The sequence below is a fragment of the Psychromonas aquatilis genome, assembly GCF_038155185.1.
Taxonomy (GTDB): domain Bacteria; phylum Pseudomonadota; class Gammaproteobacteria; order Enterobacterales; family Psychromonadaceae; genus Psychromonas; species Psychromonas aquatilis.
On record NZ_JBAKAZ010000052.1, the window covers coordinates 1 to 22,318 of the forward strand.

Sequence of the window (22,318 nt, forward strand, 5' to 3'; positions counted from 1 at the left end):
CAGTTACCTTTCCATACTTACCTTCGATGAATTTTGTTTATGTCTTTCGATTTAACGCAAGCTGGGAGACTAAAGTCACCGCCTCGCAGCGAACGTCAATATCTGTTGTTTACTTAAAGGAAGCAAGGTCGTTGTAGGGGAGTTTACCAATAAGGATGATTGATTCACTATTTTTGTAAATCAGCTTTAAAGCATATCTTATTTAATAAAGTATGCGTAAAATACGCGTCTTTTTAGATCTCCCCTGGGAATTAACATGCCTTTAATTATCGACATACTTGGTTGGACAAGCGTATTTTTTTATATCTCTTTATTGATCTTCAATAAAATGAAGAACATGAGATTAGCATCATTTCTATCAGTATTTAATGATGTTGTTTGGGGAATTTTAATTGGTGTAATGCCTAAGGTACTGCTGAATTTAGTGGTTGGTAATGTTACTTTATATCGTTATATCTGTGACTTTACTGAACTCTCTGTTAAGACCACCCGTATTATTTTAGTTGTCATGATTTTATTTCTAACTTATGCCACTTACTTTTCAGTGAATGATTACTTAGCAAATCCTTCATTAGGTTTATTATTAACCTGGATTGATTTTGCCGTTATACTGGTTGCTTTAAGTGTGAAAAAAATGCGACTCTTCCAAACTTTTATGTTGTTATCAGCTTTTATTGGAGGGTATGCATATTATCTATTAGGAATTGAACAGATGATCGTCATTAAAGGTATTGTTGGCTGTATCATGATTCATAAACTGTTTATTAATCCTTTGTTTCCTGAACTTGAAAATCATTTCTTTTTCTGGAAAAAATAAGATCCCCTTATTTCTGATAGTATTGAGTTTATTTTAATCTTTGGATTAATATGGGATTATTAATCTTTTAAATACTGAGTTACTAACATGCGTTTATTACTGCTTATTTTTATCTTTATATTTGCTTTATTACAATATCATTTATGGTTCGGAAAGAATGGATTACAGGACAATAGCGAGTTTTCAAAAGATGTTGAGCTGGCCACTGCGAGTAATGAAGAGTTGCAAAAACGAAACCAAATTATGTTCTCTGAGATTGATAACTTAAAAACAGGTATTGAAGCGATTGAAGAGCGTGCTCGTAATGAACTAGGTTTGATTAAAGAAGGTGAGACTTTCTTTCGCATTGTACCTAAGGGTGAAAATTAAATGAGCGATCCGTGTTTTTCTGTAGTCATTCCTGCTGCAGGCATTGGTAAACGTGTCGGAGCAGATATTCCTAAGCAATATTTAACGGTATTAGATAGCACCATTATTGAACATACCTTAAAACCTTTTATTGAACATGCTGATATACAGCGAGTCGTGGTATCTGTTTCTGAAGATGACCAATGGTTTGCACATTTAAAGGTTGCAACACATCCTAAATTAACTGTTGTTAAAGGCGGAAAAGAGCGCGTTGATTCAGTATTAAGTGCGTTAAAAGCCTTACCTGAAACAGACTATGTTTTGGTGCATGACGCTGCTAGGCCTTGTATTCAAAGCAGTGATATCGATAAATTAATGGCTCATGCTCGTGAGACCAATAGTGGTGCCATGTTAGCTTACCGTGTCCGCGATACCATGAAGCGTAGTGACCAATTTAATCATATAAAGAAAACCGTAGATCGTGAAAACCTATGGCATGCATTAACACCACAAATGTTTAACAACAAACAATTGATAGATGCCATTTCAGGTGTGCAACAGCAGCATTTAATCACAGATGAAGCATCGGCTATTGAGTTAGCTGGCGGCCAAGTGACTATTATTGAAGGCCGTAGTGATAATTTAAAAGTAACGCAATCCGAAGACCTATTATTAGCTGAATTTTATCTTTCAAAATTTAACTCTCTCGTTAAGGAAAAAATATGATCCGTATTGGCCATGGCTATGATGTACATAAATTTGGCGGTGAAGGACCTATTACTATCGCCGGTGTTAAAATCCCTTATGAAAAAGGCTTACTTGCGCATTCTGATGGGGATGTCGCTATCCATGCACTATGTGATGCTATTTTAGGTGCTTTGGCCTTAGGCGATATCGGCAGACACTTTCCTGATAATGACGCTGCTTATAAGGGCATTGATAGTCGAGAGTTACTATTAAATGTGTATCAACAAGCTAAAGAAAAAGGCTACCGCCTTGGCAATGCAGATATAACCATCATTGCACAAGCACCTAAGATGGCGCCTTTTATCGATCAAATGTGTGCAGAACTAACACGTTTATTAGACGTTGACGCTGGCAATATTAATGTGAAAGCGACGACTACAGAGCAGCTTGGTCCAATGGGACGTAAAGAAGGTATTTCTAGTCACGCTGTTGTACTGTTATTAAAGGCTGATTCATGAGTGAAGTTAATGAGGAGAAGAAGGTATATTCTCTCGATTTCAATTATTTATATGGCAAACCTGTTTGCCAAGCTCGTTTTAAACAGCACTGTGAAGATTTTGTTGTAGAAGAAAAGCTAGGCTTTGAACTTACCGGCGAAGGTGAGCATGTTTGTCTGTGGATTAAAAAGATCGGTGAAAATACTGATTATTTAGCAAGGCAGTTAGCTAAGTTTGCAGGAATTATGGCAAAGAATGTCAGTTATGCTGGCTTAAAAGATCGCCAAGCTGAAACTTATCAATGGTTCTCATTATATATCCCAGGTAAGGTGACGCCGGATTTCTCTCAATTTGAAGCGGAAGGCGTGACCATTTTAAAAGTTATCCGCCATAATAAAAAGCTACGTACAGGGTGTTTAGAAGGGAATTACTTCAATATTACTTTGCGTGAAGTCTCTGATAAGCCTGCATTACAATTAGTATTAGATAAAGTACAGCAGGGTGTTCCTAATTATTTTGGTAATCAGCGTTTTGGCTATAATGGTCATAATGTGAATGCTGCAGTGCAGTTATTTAATGGGCGACGTGTTAAAGATAGATTTAAACGTGGTATGTATTTGAGTGCTGCAAGAAGTTACCTGTTTAACCGCGTGATCTCTGAACGTATCAAAGATAATCTAGAGTCTACTGCGATGTTAGGTGATTGCGTACAATTTGTCGCAAATCGTTCTTTTTTCCCTTTACCAGATTTATCTACACAGACTTTGCAACGTTTAACGGATCGTGAGGTCTGTTTAACAGCACCCTTGTGGGGGAAAGGGGAATTAACTTCCACAGATCAAGCGCAACAATATGAATTGGCTTGTTTACAGGAGTTTGCTGACTTACAACAAGGGCTAGCGAAAGAAGGGTTAAAGCAAGAGCGACGACCACTTTTATTGATACCTGACGCATTTAGCTACAAATGGTTGGATGATGAAACGGTAAGTATTGCCTTTTATTTACCATCAGGATGTTATGCAACGAGCATTATTCGTGAGCTTGTTGAGATAAATGTATGATGATATTAGTCAGTAATGATGATGGTGTCTTAGCGCCAGGTTTATCAATATTAGAACAATATTTAAGCCAAATTCCACAGGTAAAGACATTAGTTGTTGCCCCTGAAAGGAATCATAGTGGTGCCAGTAATTCTTTAACGTTAGAGCAACCGCTTAGAAAAAACATCATGTCTAATGGTTACATTTCAGTTAACGGGACACCGACAGATTGCGTCCATTTAGCGTTAAATAAACTGTGTAAAAGTACACCTGAGTTAGTGGTTTCTGGCATTAATGAAGGGGCAAACATGGGAGATGATGTTTTATACTCCGGTACTGTCGCAGCTGCAATGGAAGGGCGATTCTTAGGGTTACCTGCTGTTGCTGTCTCTTTGGCTGGTGATAAGCATTATGAAAGCGCTGCTCGTTACGCGGCACAAATAGTAGAAAAGTTATTAAGTTCACCATTACCGCACCATCAAGTGATTAATATTAATGTTCCTGATTTACCCTTTGAGCAAATCAAAGGAATTAAAGTCACTCGATTAGGTAAGCGCCACCAAGCTGAAATGGTTGAACAAAGTGTTGACCCAAGAGGACGAGAAATTTTTTGGGTGGGGCCTCCAGGTAAACTTGATGATGCGAGTGAAGGGACTGACTTTAATGCAATAGAGCAAGGTTATGTATCCATGACTCCAATTAAAGTTGATTTGACGGCAACAGCACAATTACCAATTTTAGAACAATGGTTAACGTTACTATAAATCCCGCCTGCTTATTTATTATAACGGCTATTAAGCTTAGTTAAGAGAAGAGAATTACTGTTGAAAATATTTACGCCTTTGTATATAAAAGTAATGGAGTGGTCTAAACATAAGTACGCACCAATATATTTGTATTTTACCGCTTTTATTGAATCTGTTTTTTGGCCGATACCTGTTGATATTATGCTTGCGCCAATGGCATTAGCAAAACCCAAGCGAGCTTGGGAATATGCACTATTTGCAACATTGTTTTCTGTATTAGGTGGCGCATGTGGTTATTATTTGGGGAGTGCTTTGTATGACCCTGTCGTATTACCTTTTATTGAAATGATGGGGTATCAAGACAAGATGTTGGTTGCCCAATCTTGGTTTGATAAATGGGGGATAATGGTTATTTTTATTGCTAGCTTCACACCGATCCCATTTAAAGTATTTACCATTACTGCTGGCATTATGGGGATGCTGTTTTGGCCATTTATAGGCATTGCAATCGTAGGTCGATCATTACGTTTTTTTTTAGTTTCGAGCTTAATGGTATTAGGAGGAGTTAGAATGGAAGATAAACTAGTTAAGTATATCGATATACTTGGTTGGTTAACAATTGCTGCAGTGGTTGTTTTATATTTTTCATTAAAACATTAGTTACTAAAGTGAAATATTTATTACTTTCGATTTTATTTTTGTTAGCGGCGTGTTCGTCTACCGGACGAGCACCTGTTTATGATGTGAAATCTAATAAAACCTCTTCGTACGTTGCAAAGGGTAAAACCATTAAACCTGGACAGTTAAATTATACTGTCCATAAAGGTGATACGCTTTATTCGATAGCTTGGCGTGCAAAAATGAATGTTAATACGTTAATAGCACGCAATAACTTAAAAAAACCTTATATCATTAAAGAAGGTCAAGTTTTACAACTCCGCAAAAAAAGTACTAAATCAACTTCACAAAAAGTTAAAAAACAAACATCTTCTGCTTGTACAGCTCAAAGTTGTCAAAAAAAGACGACTAAAAAAATTGAGAAAAAGCCGACAACGTCCTATTCTAAAAAGGTAGTTAAGAAGAGTTCCCAAAACGCAGTTCAGAAAAGCTCTAAAAATGTAGCTCAGGAAAGCTCACTTAAAACACAGCCGAGTAAAACACAGCCCATTGATAAAACAGCATCTGTTTGGAAATGGCCTAGCAAAGGTAAATTAATTAAATCATTTGCTAGTTCAACTCAAGGGATGAAAGGTATTTCGATTTCTAATAGTCGTGGTACGCCTGTATATGCTGCAGCTGCTGGTCAGGTTGTTTATGCCGGAAATGGATTAAGAGGGTATGGCAATCTAGTTATCATCAAACACAATCATGAGTACCTAAGTGCTTATGCACATAATGAAAAGTTGCTTGTAAAAGAAAATGATCAGATAAAATTAGGCCAAAAAATAGCCGAAATGGGAGATAGTGGAACGGATAGCGTCTATTTACATTTTGATATTCGTTACCGAGGAAAATCTGTAGACCCATTACGTTACCTACCTAAAAGGTGAGTGCTATAACACACTAACTTACTCATATTATAGAAAGTTAGATGGCTTATTTATCTAGGTTATCTAACCCAAATATAGGTAAAAGGAGTGTTACCATGGCCGATACTATCAAGGAAAATATTCAACCTAAAAAATATGTCGCTAATGAATTATCTGAGCCTTTGAAAGCTAAACAGGCCAAGGCGACTCATAAGTATGAAGCCCCTGATGCAACACAGCTCTATTTAGGTGAGATAGGCTCAGCAGCATTACTAACTGCAGAGGAGGAAATTTATTATGCCCGTCGCGCACTTAGAGGAGATCAGGTATCCCGTCGTCGTTTAATTGAAAGTAATCTTCGCCTCGTTGTAAAAATATCTTGTCGCTACACTAATCGAGGTTTATCGCTTTTAGATTTAGTTGAAGAGGGAAACCTAGGCTTAATTCATGGTGTTGAAAAGTATGATCCCGAAAAAGGCTTTCGCTTTTCAACCTATGCTACTTGGTGGGTGCGTCAAAATATAGAAAGAGCGATTATGAATCAATCCCGCACTATTCGCTTACCTATTCATATTGTTAAAAAGTTAAATTCTTATTTAAGAACCAGTAAAGAGTTAGCTCATAAACTTCAATATGACCCAACACCTGAACAGATAGCACAGGAACTGGATGTTAGTGCTAAAGAAGTGGATAAAATATTAAAGTTAAATGAAGGGATTAGTTCCATTGATAAATGTATCGGTAATGGAACAGATAAAGAGCTGTTAGATATTATCCCAGACCCAAGTAACGCTACGCCAGAAGGAAAATTGCAAAGAAAAGATATGAAGTTGCATATTATTACTTGGTTAGAAAGCTTAGCGCCAACTCAACGTGAAGTGTTAGCAAGACGTTTTAGTTTGCTCGGGTATGAAGCGGATACGTTGGAGAATGTAGGACAAGAGATCGGTCTTACTAGAGAAAGGGTGCGCCAAATTCAAGTAGAAGCACTAAAGGCGTTACATGTTATTTTGTCTAAACAAGGGCTGACAGTCGATTATATCTTTCAAGACGAGGCTTAAAAACATAATCAAGATGAGCTCTGTAATAGCAGAGATGGCTATTTAAAAATGAAAGTTAATACATTAAATAGACTAGTACTCATACTTTGATAAAGACCTTTGTTATAACTTAACGGTTATTGTTTAAATACAAGATCAGCAGTGCTGATCTTGTATTACTACATATTAAATTAATTCAGTTTGAGAGACGCTAAAAGAGGCATCGATTTCTCGTAGCTCTTTCGCCAAAGATAGTTGCGCTTTGATATCTTCAATTTCACGCCATTTACGCGGTTTGGGTTTTCTTTTTACTGGAGTTGCGTACAAGTTATCTACATTGATGTCGTTATCATTAAATTGATTCTGTTGCATGGTATCTCCTTAACTTTGCGTTTCAATCTGATTGGTTACAGGGATACCTTAATGCGGCTGTATGACAATTTTATGACGTTTAATGCGGTTATTAATAACTTTTTTGATCTTTCTGATTATGTAGAATACTTTTTCTCTGCCAAAAAATAGGTTTATATTTTGTGCTTAGCACGTCTTTTAGCTATTTCAATTTATTCTCCTTCATAAACAAAATCACCTTACTTTCCCCATTAAATTAAGCGTATCTAAAAGCCTTATTTGTATATCTGTCCTATTCTGATAGTAGCAGTTTGTTTTGTTGCTGAAGGAGGTTTGATAGAAATGACTATTACAAAAGGGTTTACCTTAATAGAGCTGTTAATCACCTTGCTTATCCTAGGTATCCTTTTATTGGTTTCAACCAGCTCCTATCAATCGCTATTTGCAGAGCAATCTATATCGCATGTCGTTAAGCAGGTTTATTACACATTGAAGTTTGCTAAAAGTGAGGCTGTTAAGCGTAATCAACGAGTTTATGTGCAATTTTGTGAGCAAGATAAGTTATGGAAAATGGGGATAAGTGATGCATCTGGATGTGATTGTTTTACGCCTCAGTCTTGTCTGCTTGGTGAGCTAGAGATGGTTAACGAGCTTTTTGATGGTCCGCATTTAACGATTAATGATGGCGATATTAGGTTTAGTGGTTCGCAAGCTTCTTATGGTCCTTTACGCTTCTCGGTTGAAACTGGCTCAATTACTTTTACCAATAGTAAAGGTAAGCAATTATCTGTTATTCAAAGTGCGATGAGGTTAAGAATATGTGCCCCAGATCAAGACTATATGGGGTACAAGCAATGTTAACGACTAAATCTTTAAAAGGTGGTTTTACCCTTGTTGAAATACTCATTGCATTATTACTGGGTTCACTACTGTTGAGCATGGTGGTTGGTTTATATGTTTCCAATGTAAGTGCTGGTTATAAAGCCCTACAATTTTCACAATTACGTACTGACTTACAAGGGCTGGTTGCATTGATGGAAGATGATATTCGTCGAGCGGGATATGGCGGAGAGGAATTTATGGTTGGGGCCAATAGTAATAAGGTTGTGGATACCTATAATAGTGAAACAAAGGCCTGTATTGTTTATGCTTATAATTATGATCATTCCTTAGCGATTAGCTCTTCCCATTACATGGGGTTTCGTTACTCGCAAGATCAAATGAACCTGCAATTCGGACGTCACGTAAATAAACAAGCCAGTCAGTGCTTTAATAGCGGTCTTTGGTATAACTTGTCCGATCCCAAATTTTTAAAAATAACGTTACTCTATTTTAATGAAAGTGTATCGGTTCACTCCTTCGCTAGGTTTCGCAGTGTTGATATAAGTATCAGCGCAGAACTTGCTAGTGATGACGATTACCGATATCAAATGACCACTAGAGTAAAAGCCAGAAATCCAGAGCCTTAATAAGTATGATCAGCTGTCCTTTTAATTATATTTATTAGTATATTCTTATGTCCTATAAGCGCTACAATTAGCATCTAACTATATAATTTTAAATGGAGTTTAAAGTTGAATATTGCTGCTAAATCCTGGATCACTTCCTATTTTGTTTGTTTCTTTTTTATCTGGGGAATATTTCTCCCTTTTTGGGGGACATGGTTAGCAAGTAAAGGGGTTAGCCCTGAGCAAATAGGCACCTTGTTTTCATTAGGTTTGGTATTACGTTTTGTTAGCAATATTGGTTTATTACCTCGTCTTAAATCGGCTAATGCACCATTAAAAATGGTTTGTTATCTCACTTTCTTTGCACTTATTTGCTTGTTATTACTGGTCTTTTTTCAAGGTTGGTATGCCTTAGCTGCTGCAACCTTATTCATTAACTTTTTAATGGCGCCGATGGTTCCGCTTGGCGATATCATTGGTACTCGGCTGGTTAAGCAGATTAAAATCAATTATGGCAAGGTACGACTGTGGGGCTCAGTTAGTTTTATCGTCGGCTCTACAGTTGTTGGGTGGTCTATTGAAACATTTAACCATGAAAGTATTTTATGGTTAATGATTTTTGCCGTATTTTGCAATTATTTATTAAGTTTAATTAAGCTGAGTCCACAGTTACAGGAACAATCCCCTTCACCACAACATATCGACCAAAATTTGTTTTCTTTGGTAAAGCAACCCAATGTTATCTACTTTATATTGATCATGGGTCTTATACAGGGAAGCCATGCAGCTTATTACTCTTTTAGTGCTTTGTATTGGGACTCCATGGGCATTTCTGAATTTAATGTTGCTCTATTATGGGGGATTGCAGTGGCGGCTGAAGTATTATTAATGCGCTTTAACGACAAGCTTTTTGGTCATTGGTCAGTGAAAAAGATGTGTTTTTTAGCTTTATTGGCAGGGCTTATTCGTTGGTCGGTGTTATCCCAAACTACTAATTTAGCGTTATTAATGTTTGTACAAACCTTTCATGCGTTTACATTTGCACTAGCACACTTAGCGGCAATGCGTTTTATTGCGATGCAAAAAGATTATTTAATGGTGAGTTATCAAACCGTTTATTCGGGTGTGGCATTAGGGTTAATTATGGCGGTATTAACTTTTATGTCTGGTTGGTTATACGCCCCTGAAGACGGGACAGTGTTTTTAGTGATGGCATTAATTTTGTTACCGGCGTCATTACTCATTCATAAATTAAAGTATGACTAATGTTTTTAGCCTTGCATGGTTGAATTTTATTAAATCACCCCCAATATAGTAAGTGATTATTATTAATTATTTGAGGTTGTTATGTTTGCTCGGTTATTTTTACTTTTTACAGGCATGTCATTATTAGAAATCTTTGTATTTGTTAAAGTAGGGGGATTTTTAGGTGTATGGCCAACAATCTCATTGGTTATTATTACTGCGTTAGTCGGTTCTGCTTTAGTGCGAAGCCAAGGTTTACAGCTAGTTCAAAAGCTACAAGAACGTATGGCTGCTGGTGAAATGCCAGGACAACAGTTGATCGAAGGTGTGATGTTAATTATCACCGGCATTTTATTGGTTACACCGGGCTTTGTGACAGACTTTGGTGGCCTTTTATTGCTACAACCGACTATTCGAGCTGCTATTGCTAAATTTCTATTAGCTAACGTTAAATTTACTTCTGCTGGTTCAATGGGTGGTTTTACAAGTCAAGGTTTCGGACAACGATCGTCTAATGATGATTCGATTATAGAAGGTGAGTTTGAACATAAAGAAGATAAGAGAATAGATAAAGATTAACCAGCAGGATGCTTTTAGTTAGTTGCAATTAAATTGTCATATTCGCTGTGTAATATTCGCGCAGTAAATATTAGTGAACTATTATTGCTAAATAATGACTAAATATTAATAGGTTAGAGAAATAATAGACAAGGAAACGAGATGAAGATTAATCGTTCGAGTAGTTTAAGAGTTTTTAAAAAGTACCAGCCTCGCCAAATTGCAAAATTTGCAAAAGGCTTTTTCAACGGGCGTATTTTTATTGCAGGCTTAGGACGTTTTAGGATTGTAGAGGGCAAAATTGTTGCTTATAAGAATGTTAGTTCAGAACAAAAAATACGTATTGCAGTCAGTGAAATGAATAAAATTGTTGCAGAACTTTCACAATCTAAACCGGCTTCAATTTAAACTTCTTTTAGATTCTCAAAAAAACCAGCTTTAAGCTGGTTTTTTTATGCAAACGAAGAAAAAATTAATAATTTTTTTTACAAATAGACTTGAATAGCTTCTTTTTGTCCCCATCACTTTAAACAACATAATTCGTTAACTATCAAAGGAAGTCATTATGTCTATTCGTCCTCTACATGACCGCGTTATTTTAAAACGCACAGAAAAAGAAACTAAATCTGCTGGTGGTATCGTTTTAACTGGTAGCGCTGCTGAAAAATCAACTCGTGGTGAAGTTATTGCCGTGGGTAATGGCCGTATTTTAGAAAGTGGTGAAGTAAGACCGCTTGCAGTAAAAGTCGGCGATACTGTTATTTTCAGTGAAGGCTATGGTTTAAAAACTGAAAAAATCGAAGGCGAAGAAGTTTTAATCTTAAGCGAAAATGACATTTTAGCGATTGTTGAATAATCGTTAAAGATTACTGTTTATTCTAATTAAAAGAAAAATGAAAGGAAAATATCATGTCTGCTAAAGAAGTTAAATTTGGTAATGATGCACGTTTAAAAATGCAAGAAGGCGTTAACATATTAGCGAATGCTGTACGTGTTACTTTAGGTCCTAAAGGCCGTAATGTAGTTATTGATAAAAGCTTTGGTGCTCCGCATATCACAAAAGATGGTGTGACGGTTGCTAAAGAAATTGAACTTGCTGATAAGTTTGAAAACATGGGCGCACAGATGGTTAAAGAAGTTGCGTCTCAAACAAACGATGCTGCTGGTGACGGAACAACAACTGCAACTGTTTTAGCGCAATCTATCATTACTGAAGGCTTAAAAGCGGTCGCTGCGGGTATGAATCCAATGGATTTAAAGCGTGGTATTGATAAAACAGTAAAAGCAGCAGTAGAAGAGCTTAAAAAGTTATCTACACCATGTGCTGACTCTAAAGCTATTACACAAGTAGGTACTATTTCTGCAAACTCTGATTTAGAGATTGGTGAAATCATTGCTAAAGCAATGCAAAAAGTAGGTAACGAAGGGGTTATCACTGTTGAAGAAGGCCAAGGTTTAGAAAATGAACTAGACGTGGTTGAAGGTATGCAGTTTGACCGTGGTTACTTATCTCCTTACTTCATGACAAACCAAGAAGCGGGTACTGTTGAACTTGATAACCCATTTATTCTAATTGTTGATAAGAAAATCGCGAATATTCGTGAGCTATTACCAACACTAGAAGCTGTTGCTAAATCATCAAAACCGTTAATGATTATTGCTGAAGATGTTGAAGGTGAAGCACTAGCAACATTAGTAGTAAACAACATGCGCGGTATTGTAAAAGTAGCTGCAGTTAAAGCACCTGGTTTTGGTGACCGTCGTAAAGCAATGCTTCAAGATATCGCTATCCTAACAGCTGGTACAGTGATTTCTGAAGAGATTGGTTTAGACTTAGAAAAAGTAACACTTGAAGATCTAGGTCAAGCTAAACGTGTTGTTATCAATAAAGATGAAACAACAATTATCGATGGTGCTGGTGAGCAAGAAGCAATCCTAGCGCGTGTTGGTCAAATTAAACAACAAATCGAAGCGTCTTCATCTGAATATGATAAAGAAAAACTTCAAGAGCGTTCTGCTAAATTAGCAGGTGGTGTTGCCGTGATTAAAGTAGGTGCATCAACTGAAGTTGAAATGAAAGAGAAAAAAGACCGTGTTGATGATGCATTACACGCAACTCGCGCAGCCGTTGAAGAAGGTGTTGTTGCCGGTGGTGGTGTTGCACTAGTACGTGTTGCTGGTCTGCTTAAAGGCTTATCAGGTGATAACGACGATCAAAATGTAGGTATCCGTGTAGCATTACGTGCAATGGAATCGCCATTACGTCAAATCGTATCTAACTGTGGTGAAGAAGCATCAGTAGTAGCAAGCAACGTACAACAAGGTACAGATAACTACGGTTACAATGCAACAACTGGTGAGTACGGCGATATGTTAGAAATGGGTATTCTAGACCCAACTAAAGTAACACGTAGCGCACTACAATTTGCAGCTTCTGTTGCCGGATTAATGATCACAACTGAATGTATGATCACGGATATTCCTGTAGAAGCTTCAGCACCTGCCGCACCTATGCCTGACATGGGCGGAATGGGCGGAATGATGTAATTCTGACTGTATAAATCGTCTACTTCATCGTTGCGTTGCCACTCGGTTAAGAAACACTAAACGTCTTGGTAAAGCGCTTTGAATTAAACAATTTTTACTATCCAGAATGCTACCTATGAAGCATTTTAAAAGCTCACTTCGGTGAGCTTTTTTGTGTTTGATGTTTTGTTGCATAAATCATCTATTTCATCATTGCATTACCACTGCTTTAATAAACACTAAACGTTTTGGTAAAGCGCCTTGAATTAGATAATTTCTGCTATTCATAAATGGCTCAGCTGTTTATAAATAAAAGACTCACTTAGCTTTTTGATAACCGAAACCGTATCATCATAATTATGTAAATTAATGAATGTCCGGTTTGGACTGATACCTTTAAGTTTTTTCTTTTAAATTAAACGTATTATTTTCAATAATTGAATAATTTTTATTGTTCTCTTAGCTTTTCGATAACCGAGATCGTATCATCATAATAATGTAAATTAATGGATGTCCGGTTTAGACTCTCTACTTATAGGCGAATTATGTTTAATAAATCAATTGTTGTTCTGCTCATGTTTTTATCACTTAATGCTTCAGCTGAAGTCATAAAAGATTATTACGCGAGTGGTGCTATTAAGGTGGAAATAGAATACAAGAACGACAAAGTAGATGGGGTAAAAAACTACTACGAAAGCGGCGCTCTACAACGTGAAAAGAATTTCAAGAACGGTAAACAAGAAGGGGTAACTAAAGCCTACTACGAGAATGGCGCTCTAGAGCGGGAAGAAAATTACAAAAGTGATAAAAGAGACGGGCTAACAAAAAACTACTACGAGAGTGGTGCTCTAAAACGTGAAATGAACTACAAGAACGGTAAACAAGAAGGGGTAACTAAAGCCTATTACGAGAATGGCGCTCTAAATGCGGAAGCGAACTTCAAGAACGGTAAATTAGAAGGCGTATTAAAAGAGTATTACGAGAGTGGCGAGCTAAAACGGGAAACGAACTACAAGAACAGTAAACAAGAAGGAGTATCCAAAGGATATAACCAGTCAGGAGTTCTCATAGAACGAATTAACTATGTAAATGGCAAGGAAGTCGATCGCTGGGAGCGATAAAAACTCAATTTTCGTAACAATGCCCTAAAGAGGGGGGAATTAAATTTTTCTTTTTCTCCCCTTGGAACATACAGATATCGGGGCTTATGATAAATAAAGAACCATAGTCTTTCGTTATTCAACACCTATTCTTACCCAGTTAATCCAAAATACTGCTTCAAAGTAACGCTGTTTTCCTTGTTATTTACTACTCCTGAGTGTATAAAAGTAATGACTCTATTTTGTATGTTATTTATACAGTAAGGAGATTGGTATGCATAAACTCTATATTATTGCACTTATGATTAAGCTTAGTTTTGGTGGTGTTGTACTGGCTAAAACTTGGACTAATTCAGAAGGAGTAAAGGTTAGTGATACCTGTCGTGCAGTTTCTGGTGAGCACTTCACCTTTAAACGTTTAGTGTATCCCATTGGAACGCCTTGCCATTTTACTCTTGAGGGACGCTCTTATAAGGGGAAATTTGGATAAGTTTCAGGCAGTGTTGAGATAGCCTTAATTAAGGTTACTTTATCCGTCATTTCTAACGGCTTTTATATTCATTTTTCAGCAGCTTTTCTTAAATTTTGAGTTTTATAAAGTACTTCTTGTTAGATGCCGATTCATTTAAAAATCTCTTCTGATTCCTTCGTCGCATTTTTGCCATTTTTTTGTGTATTAATAGAAGCTTATAGCTTTTTCTTGTTGTTTATTTGTTTTTTTCACTTAGCCTTGTATTAGGTCGTTAACCTTTCCCTGTAAGTAGGTGTATATGAATATAAAAACAAGCCAAAAAACCGACATATTAGAGCAAATATTCTCACAACTTAAAGCACAATTTCCGGTGCGAGAGCAATCGTTATTAGCCAGTTTTATTAATGGTATTTATCGAGATGTTAGCATTGTCGATTTAACATCCATTAAACCAGATGATTTAGCGGGTTTAACCGTTTCGTTATGGCGTGAAGTACGTCATTGGAAAGGCCAGATAGCAAAAGTAAACGTATTTAATCCGGATGTCGAACAAGAAGAGTGGCAATCAAGCCATTCTATTATCACGGTGTTAAGCCGTAATATTCCTTTTGTTATTGATACGATAAAGATTACTTTAAATACTCATAATACTAAACTACACCGTATATTTTATAGTGAGCTTTGTACGGAGCGTACGGCAACAGGTAAGTTAAAAGAGCTCAATGCCGATGTTGTTGATGTTAACGATCAGAATACCGACTTATTACTTTATATTGAAATTGATCAAACAAGTTCTTCTTCTGAGCGGTTGAAAATAAAACAAAGTATAGAAAAAGCCTTAGCGAATGTTTCTTTAGTCGTTGATGATTATACGGCGATGATCAATAACGTAAAAAATGCGATAAAAATCAGCCAAAAAGAAAGTGCTGATATCAAAAATAAGCCTGAGTTTACGGAGCATCAAACTTATTTAGAATGGATGCTCGATGATCACTTTACCTTCCTTGGTTGTGATCATTTCACTGTCAAAAATAATACCATCACAATGACTGAGGATAGCTCATTAGGGCTATTGAAGCGCAGTGACTTTATGTCAGATAAAAGCCATTTTGATTGTCTAGGTGAATTAAATGAACCTTCGTTATTACACTTTAGCAAGGTTTCACAACGAGCGATGATCCACCGTGTTGCTTACCCTGATGTTGTTTATATTAAGCAGTTTAATAAAAAAGGGGAGCTAATAGGTGGGTTCAGAGTCGTCGGGCTTTACACCTCATCGGTTTATAGTGGAAGTCCATTAGGTATCCCTGTTATTGGCCATAAAATTAGTAATATTCTCAAGCAGTCAGGATTAAGTTTAGGCGGGCATTATTACAAAGAGTTAACTCAGATTTTATCAACTTATGCGGTTGAAGATTTATTGTTATGTGATGAAAAAACCTTATTAAATAATGTCGTTGCTGTGTTGCATGCGCAAGAAAGAAAACAGCTTAAATTATTTTTAAGAACTGACGGTAATAAACGCTTTGTAACCGCTTTATTGTATGTACCGCGTGACCTGTACAACACTGAAGTAAGACTTAAGTTTGTTGAGTTATTATCACGTACTATGAATATTGGGGATACTGACTTTCAGACCTACCTAAGTGAATCCAATCTAGCACGTTTACGTTTGGTGATTCATCTTGATAAACCTTTTGAAGGTGAGTTAGAAGTCGATGCGATTCAGCTCCGTATGCAGCAAATAACCAAAGCTTGGCATGAAGAGTTGCAAGAGTCGCTAATTGAAAATCACGGTGAAGAAACGGCTATAAAATTAACGCGTAAGTATGAAACGGCTTTCCCGGCAAGTTACCAAGCTAATTTTAGCTCACGTATTGCAGTCGCCGATATTGCGCGAATAGAGTCATTATTTGCATCTGAAGATCGCACTATGGGCTTGCGTTTTTATCGCTCTATTGAAGGTAATAGTAGTGGTTTAAAATTAAAGTTATTCCATCAAGATGGCGCGTTATTGTTATCTGATTTAATCCCTGTTTTAGAAAACCTCGGTTTAAAGGTTGCGCAAGAGTACCCATATCAAGTTTCCCCTAAAAGTGAGAGTGTTTTTTGGGTATATGACTTTACACTGCTGTATGTGAACGATAATGGCTTTGACCCTGAGAATTACCGCGATCTATTTTCTGAGGCATTTTTAGCTATTTGGTATGCACAAGCTGATAATGACCCGTTTAATAAATTAATTTTAGGCGCAGGTATTGATTGGCGTGATATCGCGATGTTACGCGCTTATGCTAAATATATGAAACAGATCCGCTTTGGTTTCAGTCATTTTGCGATAGCGAAAATATTATTGGACCACAGTGGCTTCGTGAAACAAATAGTCGATCTATTTCATGCTCGATTTAATCCTAATAAAACCATTAGCTTGGATAAGCAGGTCGCTTTAGAAGAGGCTATTTTAGAGTCGTTAAACAATGTCAGTAACTTAAATGAAGATCGCGTCTTACGAAAATTTGTAGAATTAATTATGGCGACGATTCGCAGTAATTACTTTCAACAAAACAATGGTGAATTTGCAGATTACATCAGCTTTAAATTTGATCATGCAAAAATTAGCGACATTCCATTACCTCGCCTAAGCTATGAAGTCTTTGTGTATTCTCCGCGATTTGAAGGGGTTCATTTACGTGGAGGCAGTGTTGCTCGAGGCGGGTTACGTTGGTCGGATCGTGGTGAAGATTACCGAACAGAAGTATTAGGGTTAGTAAAAGCACAGCAAGTAAAAAACTCGGTTATTGTACCGGTTGGTGCTAAGGGCGGATTTGTTGCTAAATACCTGAACCCAACCATGGACAGAGATGCCTTCATGAAAGAGGGGATTAGCTGTTATAAAATGTTTATTAGTGCGTTATTGGATATTACAGATAACCTAGAAGCAGGTAATTTGATTCCTCCACAACAAGTGGTTCGTTACGATAATGACGATCCATATTTAGTGGTAGCCGCTGATAAAGGAACAGCGACTTTTTCTGACATTGCTAATGAATTAGCGACTGACAGAGACTTTTGGTTAAATGATGCTTTTGCATCAGGTGGCAGTAATGGCTATGACCATAAAAAAATGGGGATAACCGCAAAAGGTGCTTGGATTAGTGTTCAGCGTCATTTCCGAGAGCTAGGCGTTGATGTTCAAGAGCAACCTATTTCCGTTATAGGGATAGGTGACATGGCTGGTGATGTGTTTGGTAATGGCATGTTGTGTTCTAAAAAAATCAAATTACTGGCGGCGTTTAACCATTTACATATCTTTATTGATCCGAACCCTCAAGAGTTAGATGCTTGTTATGAAGAGCGCCAACGTTTATTTGATACACCACGAACCAGTTGGAGTGATTATAATGCTAAATTAATCTCAGCTGGTGGTGGCGTTTTTGAACGCTCAGCTAAATCAATTCCTGTTTCAGCTGAAATGGCGAAAGCATTCGATATTAAAGCGACAAAAGTAACACCAACAGAACTGATCTCATTATTGCTTAAGGCGCAGATCGATTTACTTTGGAATGGTGGTATTGGTACTTACGTTAAAAGCGAAAAAGAGAATCATGCAGATGTAGGTGATAAAGCCAATGATAGTTTACGTGTGAATGGCTCTGAATTACGTTGTAAAGTGATTGGTGAAGGCGGTAATTTAGGCATGACACAACGTGCGCGTATTGAATACTCAGTACATGGCGGGAAATGTTTTACTGATGCTATTGATAATGCCGCGGGGGTTAACTGCTCGGATTTAGAAGTTAACATTAAAATTCTATTGGATAAGTTGGTATCAAAAGGTGATTTAACCGTTAAGCAGCGTAATGTTTGGTTACAAAAAATGACTGAGCAAGTGTCTGGATTAGTGTTACATAACAACTATCGTCAAGCACAAAGTATTAGCTTATCTTATTTCCAAGGGCATAAAAATATTGAATCATTCCGAGGTTTGATTAATAGCCAGGAAGAGAAGGGTAAGTTAAATAGAGCGTTAGAATATATCCCAAGTGATGAAGAGATCACCGAGCTTAAAAACGCGGGTAATGGAGTAACCAGACCGGTTATTTCAGTGATGCTGTCATACGCTAAAAACGAAATGAAAGAGATGCTAGCAAAAGCAAATATTGCTGAAGATGGTTATTTGGCTAAAGAAGCTGAAAAAGTGTTCCCTGAAGCATTGGTTAAATCTTACCAAAATGAAATACATGAACATCCGTTATTATCTGAAATTGTGGCAACACAAGTGAGTAATGACCTGTTTAATGTAATGGGGGCGACCTTTGCTTATCGCATTATGTCTAGCACCGGGTGTTCTTTCTTAGAATTGGCTAAAGCTTGGGTTGCTGCACGCGATATTTTCAATCTACCGACTTTATTAGCTGAAATTGAAGCGTTAGATAATCAAATATCAAGTGATGTACAAACAACGCTAATGTGCAATTTAAAACGTATGGTACGCCATGCTACACGTTGGATTGTGAGACGACATAGAGAGCAATTGGATTGTGCAGAACTGATTGCAAACTATCAAGCATCTTTAGACGCGGTGAAATTAAACTTACCTAAACTATTAAGCGAAGCAAGTCTGCAAGAGCGTCAGCTTGAATTGCAACAAGCAGAAGAAGCGGGTGTACCGAAACCACTTGCGGTGAAATTAACAAACACAGAGCAATCATATTCTCTATTGAATATTATTGATGTGGCAATGGGCCTTAAAATTGATCCGCAATTGGCTGCACGTGTTTATTTCTACTCTGAAGAGCAGTTGAAGCTATCGGATATTGCAAGACAGCTAAATCTGCTACCAGTTGATAGCCATTGGCAGTCACTTGCACGTGAGGCAATGCGTGATGATTTAGAGTGGCAGCAAAAACGTATTACTAGAGCCGTGGTTTCAACTATCAAAGAGCAAGATGTTGAACAAGCATATAGTGACTGGGAATCTCAACACCAAAGCTTAGCAAACCGTTGGCATAAAATGGTTGAGGCGTTATCAGGTGTGAGTATTCCTGAGTTTAGTATGTGCCAAGTTGCATTAAGGGAGTTATTAGATCTGTCTAAAAGTTAAGGTTTTTGAGTAACCCAAAAGCACTTTGAGTGTTTAAAATAGAAAAGCGATGTTAATTTAACATCGCTTTTTTTATAGCTTATATACAGCTTGATTGAGGCTTATTAGATTACTGATTATTTTTGGCTTTCTCTGCTATTTTCTTCAAAATAAAAGCAGTGCCGACAAAAGCAAAGCTAGCAGTAACCATTGTTGATGCCCCAAAGCCACTTGCACAGTCCATTTTCATATTACCATCTGATTCAGCTTTCTCTTTACACACTTCACCGTTCATATCTGGGTAACTAAGTTGTTCCGTTGAGAATACACAGTTCACGCGAAACTTACGTTTTGGGTTGGTGGTAAAGTTAAAGTGACGACGCAGCTCTGAGCGCACTTTTGCTGCTAAGGGATCTTGTATGGTACGTGCTAAGTCAGCGATTTGGATTTGTGTTGGATCGAGTTGTCCACCGGCACCACCACAGGTCAGCAATGGGTATTTATTGCGTTTACAATGCGCAACTAAAGCAACCTTAGCATGAATACTATCGATAGCATCGAAGATATAATCCATATCGCTCGATAGATAATCAAAACAGTTTTGTTTATCGATAAAGTCATCAATACAGTTAACCACAATATCAGGGTTGATCTGTTTACAGCGCTCTGCCATGACTTCAATCTTTTGCTGCCCTACAGTTTCAGCTAACGCATGTACTTGACGATTAGTGTTGGTGACACATAAATCATCCATATCAATTAGGGTTATTTGACCGATACCTGAACGCGCTAAAGATTCAACTACCCATGAGCCCACACCACCAATGCCTACGACACAAACATGGCTGTTTTGAAATGTTTGTAAGGCTGTGGTGCCATATAAGCGTTTAATTCCACCAAAGCGGTTTTCGTATTGTTCGTTCATCGGCTGGTTAGCTCCCATTGGTTTTGGAAGCGAGATTATACGTGCAGCTATTTGATATGTAAAAACCATTCATCAATCACCTTGCTTTAAAGCTATAAAGGTCTTTTAGCGATTAACATCAGCGCTGTTTTTATATAAAAACAAAGCGCAAATAAAATATTTTCACAATAATGAATAATAATTTCTTTTTCACAGGTCTTAATAACAAGGTTGTTACGAAATAACGTATTTTGAGTGAGAAGGGTAATGTCAGATAACATATTAATTATAGAGCATGACTTGACGATTGCTGAGTTCTTAATTGAGCATATGCAAGATATTGGTGTGAAAGTGACACACTGTAGTAGTTATCAAGATGGTTTGGAAATGGCTATATCGCAACCTTTTTCATTGTTGATTTTAGGCTTTAATATGCCGAGCTGTGTTGGCCTAGATATTTGCCAAAAGATAAAAGCAGTGAATAAAGAACAAGCTATCTTAATGGTTACTTTCAAAGTACCTGAATTACAGCAGTTATTGTGTCTTGAGCTAGGCGCTGATGATTATATTGCTGACCCGTTTAATGTCAGAGAGTTGCAAGCTAGGGTAAAAGCATTATTGCGTAGAGTACATTTATTAAAAGAAATTAAATCCGAAACAGTGGTCTCTGAAAATGATGCTATTTGCCATGGGCAACTACTTATTAATAAAGTAACACATGAAGTGATATTACGTGATCAAAACTTAGTATTAACCTCAACTGAATTTAATTTATTAAGCTTTATGGCACAAAAGCCTGATCATGTTTTTTCCCGTGCTGAGTTATTAGATAAAGTCTGGGGATATCAGCATAGTGGATATGAGCAAACAGTCAGCACCCATATTAATCGTCTACGAAACAAGTTAGTTGCTGGTCAACCTAATTCTTTAAATAAGGTTTTCCCTGATATTATTCAAACGGTATTTGGTGTTGGCTATAAATTTAGCTTAGCTGGTGTCGCTTAATAAAAGCAACTCAAGGTAGAGCATATAAAAAAGACAGATTTTAAAGTATTTGCCCGTAAGCAAGCTTCATTACAAATGAAAACGCGTTTACTGGCTTTAGCATATTTTCAAGATGACCATCCACGAACCCAAATTGCTCAGTTTCTAAAAGTGAGTAGACCTAGCGTTAATGAATAGGTGAGTAACTATTTAAGCGGAGTAGTATTGACGTTCGCTTCGGGGCCGTGACTTTAGTCTCCCTGCTTGCATTAAAGTAAAAAACCAAAACAAACTTCATCTAAGTAAAATGCAACAAGGTAAAGAGCGAAGTGTTTTTTTATTAGCTGCATCTACAAGGGAGGCTAAAAAAAGGAGTCGCAGAGCTCCTTCATTCATGAAACTAAGCTAGCGCTTAATTCGCCCACCGTCCCAAAGTCAAAGCAAGGTTCCTGAAAGTGAGTAGACCTAGCGTTAATCAATGGGTGAGTATCTATCTAAGTGAAGGCCTCGAAGGGTGAAAAAGTATGTGCTTTAGGGATTGGATGAAACTGACCAGTTAATGTTACAGATTGGTATTAGGTGCTTCAACGATAGTTTTCATGTTTTTCGTCTTGTAGGTATAGACGTAGTTTGTTATCTAAACGCAGATACAAAAAAGCCAAGCGAGAGCTTGGCTTAATAATATTCGTTGCTTAACTAATTGTTTTGATTAGTTAGACGCTTCAACGATAGTATTCATGTCTTTCGTGTTTTCATAACGTACGTAGTTTCTTACCTAAACGCAGATACAAAAAAGCCAAGCGAGAGCTTGGCTTATATTAAAACTTATTGAAACTTATTGAAACAGGTTTTAGTTAGACGCTTCAACGATAGTTTTCATGTCTTTCGTCTTGTAGGTATAGACGTAGTTTCTTACTTAAACGCAGATACAAAAAAGCCAAGC

22 protein-coding genes are annotated in these 22,318 nt (G+C 37.2%); 20 read left to right on the forward strand and 2 right to left on the reverse strand.

The features are described 5' to 3' along the window. The first annotated feature begins 256 nt into the window (after positions 1 to 256). From V6256_RS12160 to rpoS, 9 genes are all read left to right on the forward strand, one after another. Positions 257 to 817 (forward strand): phosphopyruvate hydratase, encoded by a 561-nt coding sequence (locus V6256_RS12160; RefSeq protein ID WP_341598490.1) that lies wholly within the window; start codon positions 257 to 259, stop codon positions 815 to 817. Between the two features lie 87 nt (positions 818 to 904). Beyond that, a complete protein-coding gene (gene ftsB, locus V6256_RS12165; RefSeq protein WP_341598491.1) occupies positions 905 to 1,186 on the forward strand; it encodes a cell division protein FtsB in 282 nt (93 codons plus the stop codon). Then, on the forward strand, positions 1,187 to 1,891 hold the full coding sequence (gene ispD / locus V6256_RS12170) for a 2-C-methyl-D-erythritol 4-phosphate cytidylyltransferase (protein ID WP_341598492.1): 705 nt from the start codon (positions 1,187 to 1,189) through the stop codon (positions 1,889 to 1,891). Further along, on the forward strand, positions 1,888 to 2,370 hold the full coding sequence (gene ispF / locus V6256_RS12175) for a 2-C-methyl-D-erythritol 2,4-cyclodiphosphate synthase (protein ID WP_341598493.1): 483 nt from the start codon (positions 1,888 to 1,890) through the stop codon (positions 2,368 to 2,370). Before ispD ends, ispF begins: the two co-directional genes overlap by 4 nt. Next, the gene (gene truD, locus V6256_RS12180) at positions 2,367 to 3,410 is read left to right on the forward strand and encodes a tRNA pseudouridine(13) synthase TruD (RefSeq protein ID WP_341598494.1); all 1,044 of its coding nucleotides are present in this window, start codon (positions 2,367 to 2,369) and stop codon (positions 3,408 to 3,410) included. Before ispF ends, truD begins: the two co-directional genes overlap by 4 nt. Further along, on the forward strand, positions 3,407 to 4,153 hold the full coding sequence (surE, locus tag V6256_RS12185) for a 5'/3'-nucleotidase SurE (RefSeq protein ID WP_341598495.1): 747 nt from the start codon (positions 3,407 to 3,409) through the stop codon (positions 4,151 to 4,153). The genes truD and surE overlap by 4 nt, the downstream gene beginning before the upstream one ends. A 60-nt stretch (positions 4,154 to 4,213) precedes the next feature. Then, a complete protein-coding gene (locus V6256_RS12190; RefSeq protein WP_341598496.1) occupies positions 4,214 to 4,795 on the forward strand; it encodes a YqaA family protein in 582 nt (193 codons plus the stop codon). Positions 4,796 to 4,803: 8 nt separating this feature from the next. Beyond that, positions 4,804 to 5,685, forward strand: coding sequence for a peptidoglycan DD-metalloendopeptidase family protein (locus V6256_RS12195; RefSeq protein ID WP_341598497.1), 882 nt, complete (start codon positions 4,804 to 4,806; stop codon positions 5,683 to 5,685). A 95-nt stretch (positions 5,686 to 5,780) separates the two neighbouring features. Next, positions 5,781 to 6,725 carry an RNA polymerase sigma factor RpoS gene (gene rpoS, locus V6256_RS12200; protein ID WP_341598498.1) on the forward strand — a complete coding sequence of 315 codons (945 nt, stop codon included), beginning with the start codon at positions 5,781 to 5,783 and terminating at the stop codon, positions 6,723 to 6,725. Positions 6,726 to 6,890: 165 nt separating this feature from the next. Here the strand turns inward: rpoS and V6256_RS12205 are convergent, their stop codons facing one another. Next, positions 6,891 to 7,076: a DUF3545 family protein gene (locus V6256_RS12205; protein WP_341598499.1), complete on the reverse strand. Its 186-nt coding sequence runs from the start codon at positions 7,074 to 7,076 to the stop codon at positions 6,891 to 6,893. 321 nt (positions 7,077 to 7,397) lie between these two features. Here V6256_RS12205 and V6256_RS12210 point away from each other — a divergent pair, with 321 nt between their 5' ends. From V6256_RS12210 to V6256_RS12255, 10 genes are all read left to right on the forward strand, one after another. Then, complete coding sequence (locus V6256_RS12210; protein ID WP_341598500.1) at positions 7,398 to 7,916, forward strand: GspH/FimT family protein; 519 nt, start codon at positions 7,398 to 7,400, stop codon at positions 7,914 to 7,916. Then, positions 7,910 to 8,524, forward strand: a complete 615-nt coding sequence (locus tag V6256_RS12215) for a prepilin-type N-terminal cleavage/methylation domain-containing protein (protein ID WP_341598501.1) — start codon at positions 7,910 to 7,912, stop codon at positions 8,522 to 8,524. The genes V6256_RS12210 and V6256_RS12215 overlap by 7 nt, the downstream gene beginning before the upstream one ends. Positions 8,525 to 8,629: 105 nt before the next feature. After that, positions 8,630 to 9,769, forward strand: coding sequence for a 3-phenylpropionate MFS transporter (locus V6256_RS12220; protein ID WP_341598502.1), 1,140 nt, complete (start codon positions 8,630 to 8,632; stop codon positions 9,767 to 9,769). 81 nt (positions 9,770 to 9,850) lie between these two features. After that, positions 9,851 to 10,327: an FxsA family protein gene (locus tag V6256_RS12225; protein ID WP_341598503.1), complete on the forward strand. Its 477-nt coding sequence runs from the start codon at positions 9,851 to 9,853 to the stop codon at positions 10,325 to 10,327. 141 nt (positions 10,328 to 10,468) lie between these two features. Further along, positions 10,469 to 10,714, forward strand: coding sequence for a DUF1107 family protein (locus tag V6256_RS12230; protein ID WP_341598504.1), 246 nt, complete (start codon positions 10,469 to 10,471; stop codon positions 10,712 to 10,714). A 157-nt stretch (positions 10,715 to 10,871) separates the two neighbouring features. After that, positions 10,872 to 11,162 (forward strand): co-chaperone GroES, encoded by a 291-nt coding sequence (locus V6256_RS12235; protein WP_341598505.1) that lies wholly within the window; start codon positions 10,872 to 10,874, stop codon positions 11,160 to 11,162. A gap of 53 nt (positions 11,163 to 11,215) precedes the next feature. Then, positions 11,216 to 12,853 (forward strand): chaperonin GroEL, encoded by a 1,638-nt coding sequence (gene groL / locus V6256_RS12240; RefSeq protein ID WP_341598506.1) that lies wholly within the window; start codon positions 11,216 to 11,218, stop codon positions 12,851 to 12,853. A gap of 524 nt (positions 12,854 to 13,377) precedes the next feature. Further along, a complete protein-coding gene (locus V6256_RS12245) occupies positions 13,378 to 13,953 on the forward strand; it encodes a toxin-antitoxin system YwqK family antitoxin (RefSeq protein WP_341598507.1) in 576 nt (191 codons plus the stop codon). Positions 13,954 to 14,206: 253 nt separating this feature from the next. After that, on the forward strand, positions 14,207 to 14,422 hold the full coding sequence (locus tag V6256_RS12250) for a hypothetical protein (protein WP_341598508.1): 216 nt from the start codon (positions 14,207 to 14,209) through the stop codon (positions 14,420 to 14,422). Between the two features lie 280 nt (positions 14,423 to 14,702). After that, positions 14,703 to 19,508 (forward strand): NAD-glutamate dehydrogenase, encoded by a 4,806-nt coding sequence (locus tag V6256_RS12255; protein ID WP_341598509.1) that lies wholly within the window; start codon positions 14,703 to 14,705, stop codon positions 19,506 to 19,508. 109 nt (positions 19,509 to 19,617) lie between these two features. Here V6256_RS12255 and tcdA read toward each other — a convergent pair whose 3' ends face one another. After that, complete coding sequence (gene tcdA, locus V6256_RS12260) at positions 19,618 to 20,412, reverse strand: tRNA cyclic N6-threonylcarbamoyladenosine(37) synthase TcdA (RefSeq protein WP_341598511.1); 795 nt, start codon at positions 20,410 to 20,412, stop codon at positions 19,618 to 19,620. 246 nt (positions 20,413 to 20,658) lie between these two features. Between tcdA and V6256_RS12265 the strand changes: the two genes are divergently transcribed. Beyond that, positions 20,659 to 21,396 (forward strand): response regulator transcription factor, encoded by a 738-nt coding sequence (locus tag V6256_RS12265; RefSeq protein ID WP_341598510.1) that lies wholly within the window; start codon positions 20,659 to 20,661, stop codon positions 21,394 to 21,396. Positions 21,397 to 22,318: the final 922 nt, after the last annotated feature.

What these genes read in the sequence shown, in the direction of transcription:
- V6256_RS12160 (WP_341598490.1), top strand. Translation starts at nt 257, where the DNA reads ATGCCTTTAATTATCGACATACTTGGTTGGACAAGCGTATTTTTTTAT.
- ftsB (WP_341598491.1), top strand. Translation starts at nt 905, where the DNA reads ATGCGTTTATTACTGCTTATTTTTATCTTTATATTTGCTTTATTACAA.
- ispD (WP_341598492.1), top strand. Translation starts at nt 1,187, where the DNA reads ATGAGCGATCCGTGTTTTTCTGTAGTCATTCCTGCTGCAGGCATTGGT.
- ispF (WP_341598493.1), top strand. Translation starts at nt 1,888, where the DNA reads ATGATCCGTATTGGCCATGGCTATGATGTACATAAATTTGGCGGTGAA.
- truD (WP_341598494.1), top strand. Translation starts at nt 2,367, where the DNA reads ATGAGTGAAGTTAATGAGGAGAAGAAGGTATATTCTCTCGATTTCAAT.
- surE (WP_341598495.1), top strand. Translation starts at nt 3,407, where the DNA reads ATGATGATATTAGTCAGTAATGATGATGGTGTCTTAGCGCCAGGTTTA.
- rpoS (WP_341598498.1), top strand. Translation starts at nt 5,781, where the DNA reads ATGGCCGATACTATCAAGGAAAATATTCAACCTAAAAAATATGTCGCT.
- V6256_RS12205 (WP_341598499.1), bottom strand. Translation starts at nt 7,076, where the DNA reads ATGCAACAGAATCAATTTAATGATAACGACATCAATGTAGATAACTTG.
- V6256_RS12210 (WP_341598500.1), top strand. Translation starts at nt 7,398, where the DNA reads ATGACTATTACAAAAGGGTTTACCTTAATAGAGCTGTTAATCACCTTG.
- V6256_RS12215 (WP_341598501.1), top strand. Translation starts at nt 7,910, where the DNA reads ATGTTAACGACTAAATCTTTAAAAGGTGGTTTTACCCTTGTTGAAATA.
- V6256_RS12225 (WP_341598503.1), top strand. Translation starts at nt 9,851, where the DNA reads ATGTTTGCTCGGTTATTTTTACTTTTTACAGGCATGTCATTATTAGAA.
- V6256_RS12230 (WP_341598504.1), top strand. Translation starts at nt 10,469, where the DNA reads ATGAAGATTAATCGTTCGAGTAGTTTAAGAGTTTTTAAAAAGTACCAG.
- V6256_RS12235 (WP_341598505.1), top strand. Translation starts at nt 10,872, where the DNA reads ATGTCTATTCGTCCTCTACATGACCGCGTTATTTTAAAACGCACAGAA.
- groL (WP_341598506.1), top strand. Translation starts at nt 11,216, where the DNA reads ATGTCTGCTAAAGAAGTTAAATTTGGTAATGATGCACGTTTAAAAATG.
- V6256_RS12245 (WP_341598507.1), top strand. Translation starts at nt 13,378, where the DNA reads ATGTTTAATAAATCAATTGTTGTTCTGCTCATGTTTTTATCACTTAAT.
- V6256_RS12250 (WP_341598508.1), top strand. Translation starts at nt 14,207, where the DNA reads ATGCATAAACTCTATATTATTGCACTTATGATTAAGCTTAGTTTTGGT.
- V6256_RS12255 (WP_341598509.1), top strand. Translation starts at nt 14,703, where the DNA reads ATGAATATAAAAACAAGCCAAAAAACCGACATATTAGAGCAAATATTC.
- tcdA (WP_341598511.1), bottom strand. Translation starts at nt 20,412, where the DNA reads ATGAACGAACAATACGAAAACCGCTTTGGTGGAATTAAACGCTTATAT.
- V6256_RS12265 (WP_341598510.1), top strand. Translation starts at nt 20,659, where the DNA reads ATGTCAGATAACATATTAATTATAGAGCATGACTTGACGATTGCTGAG.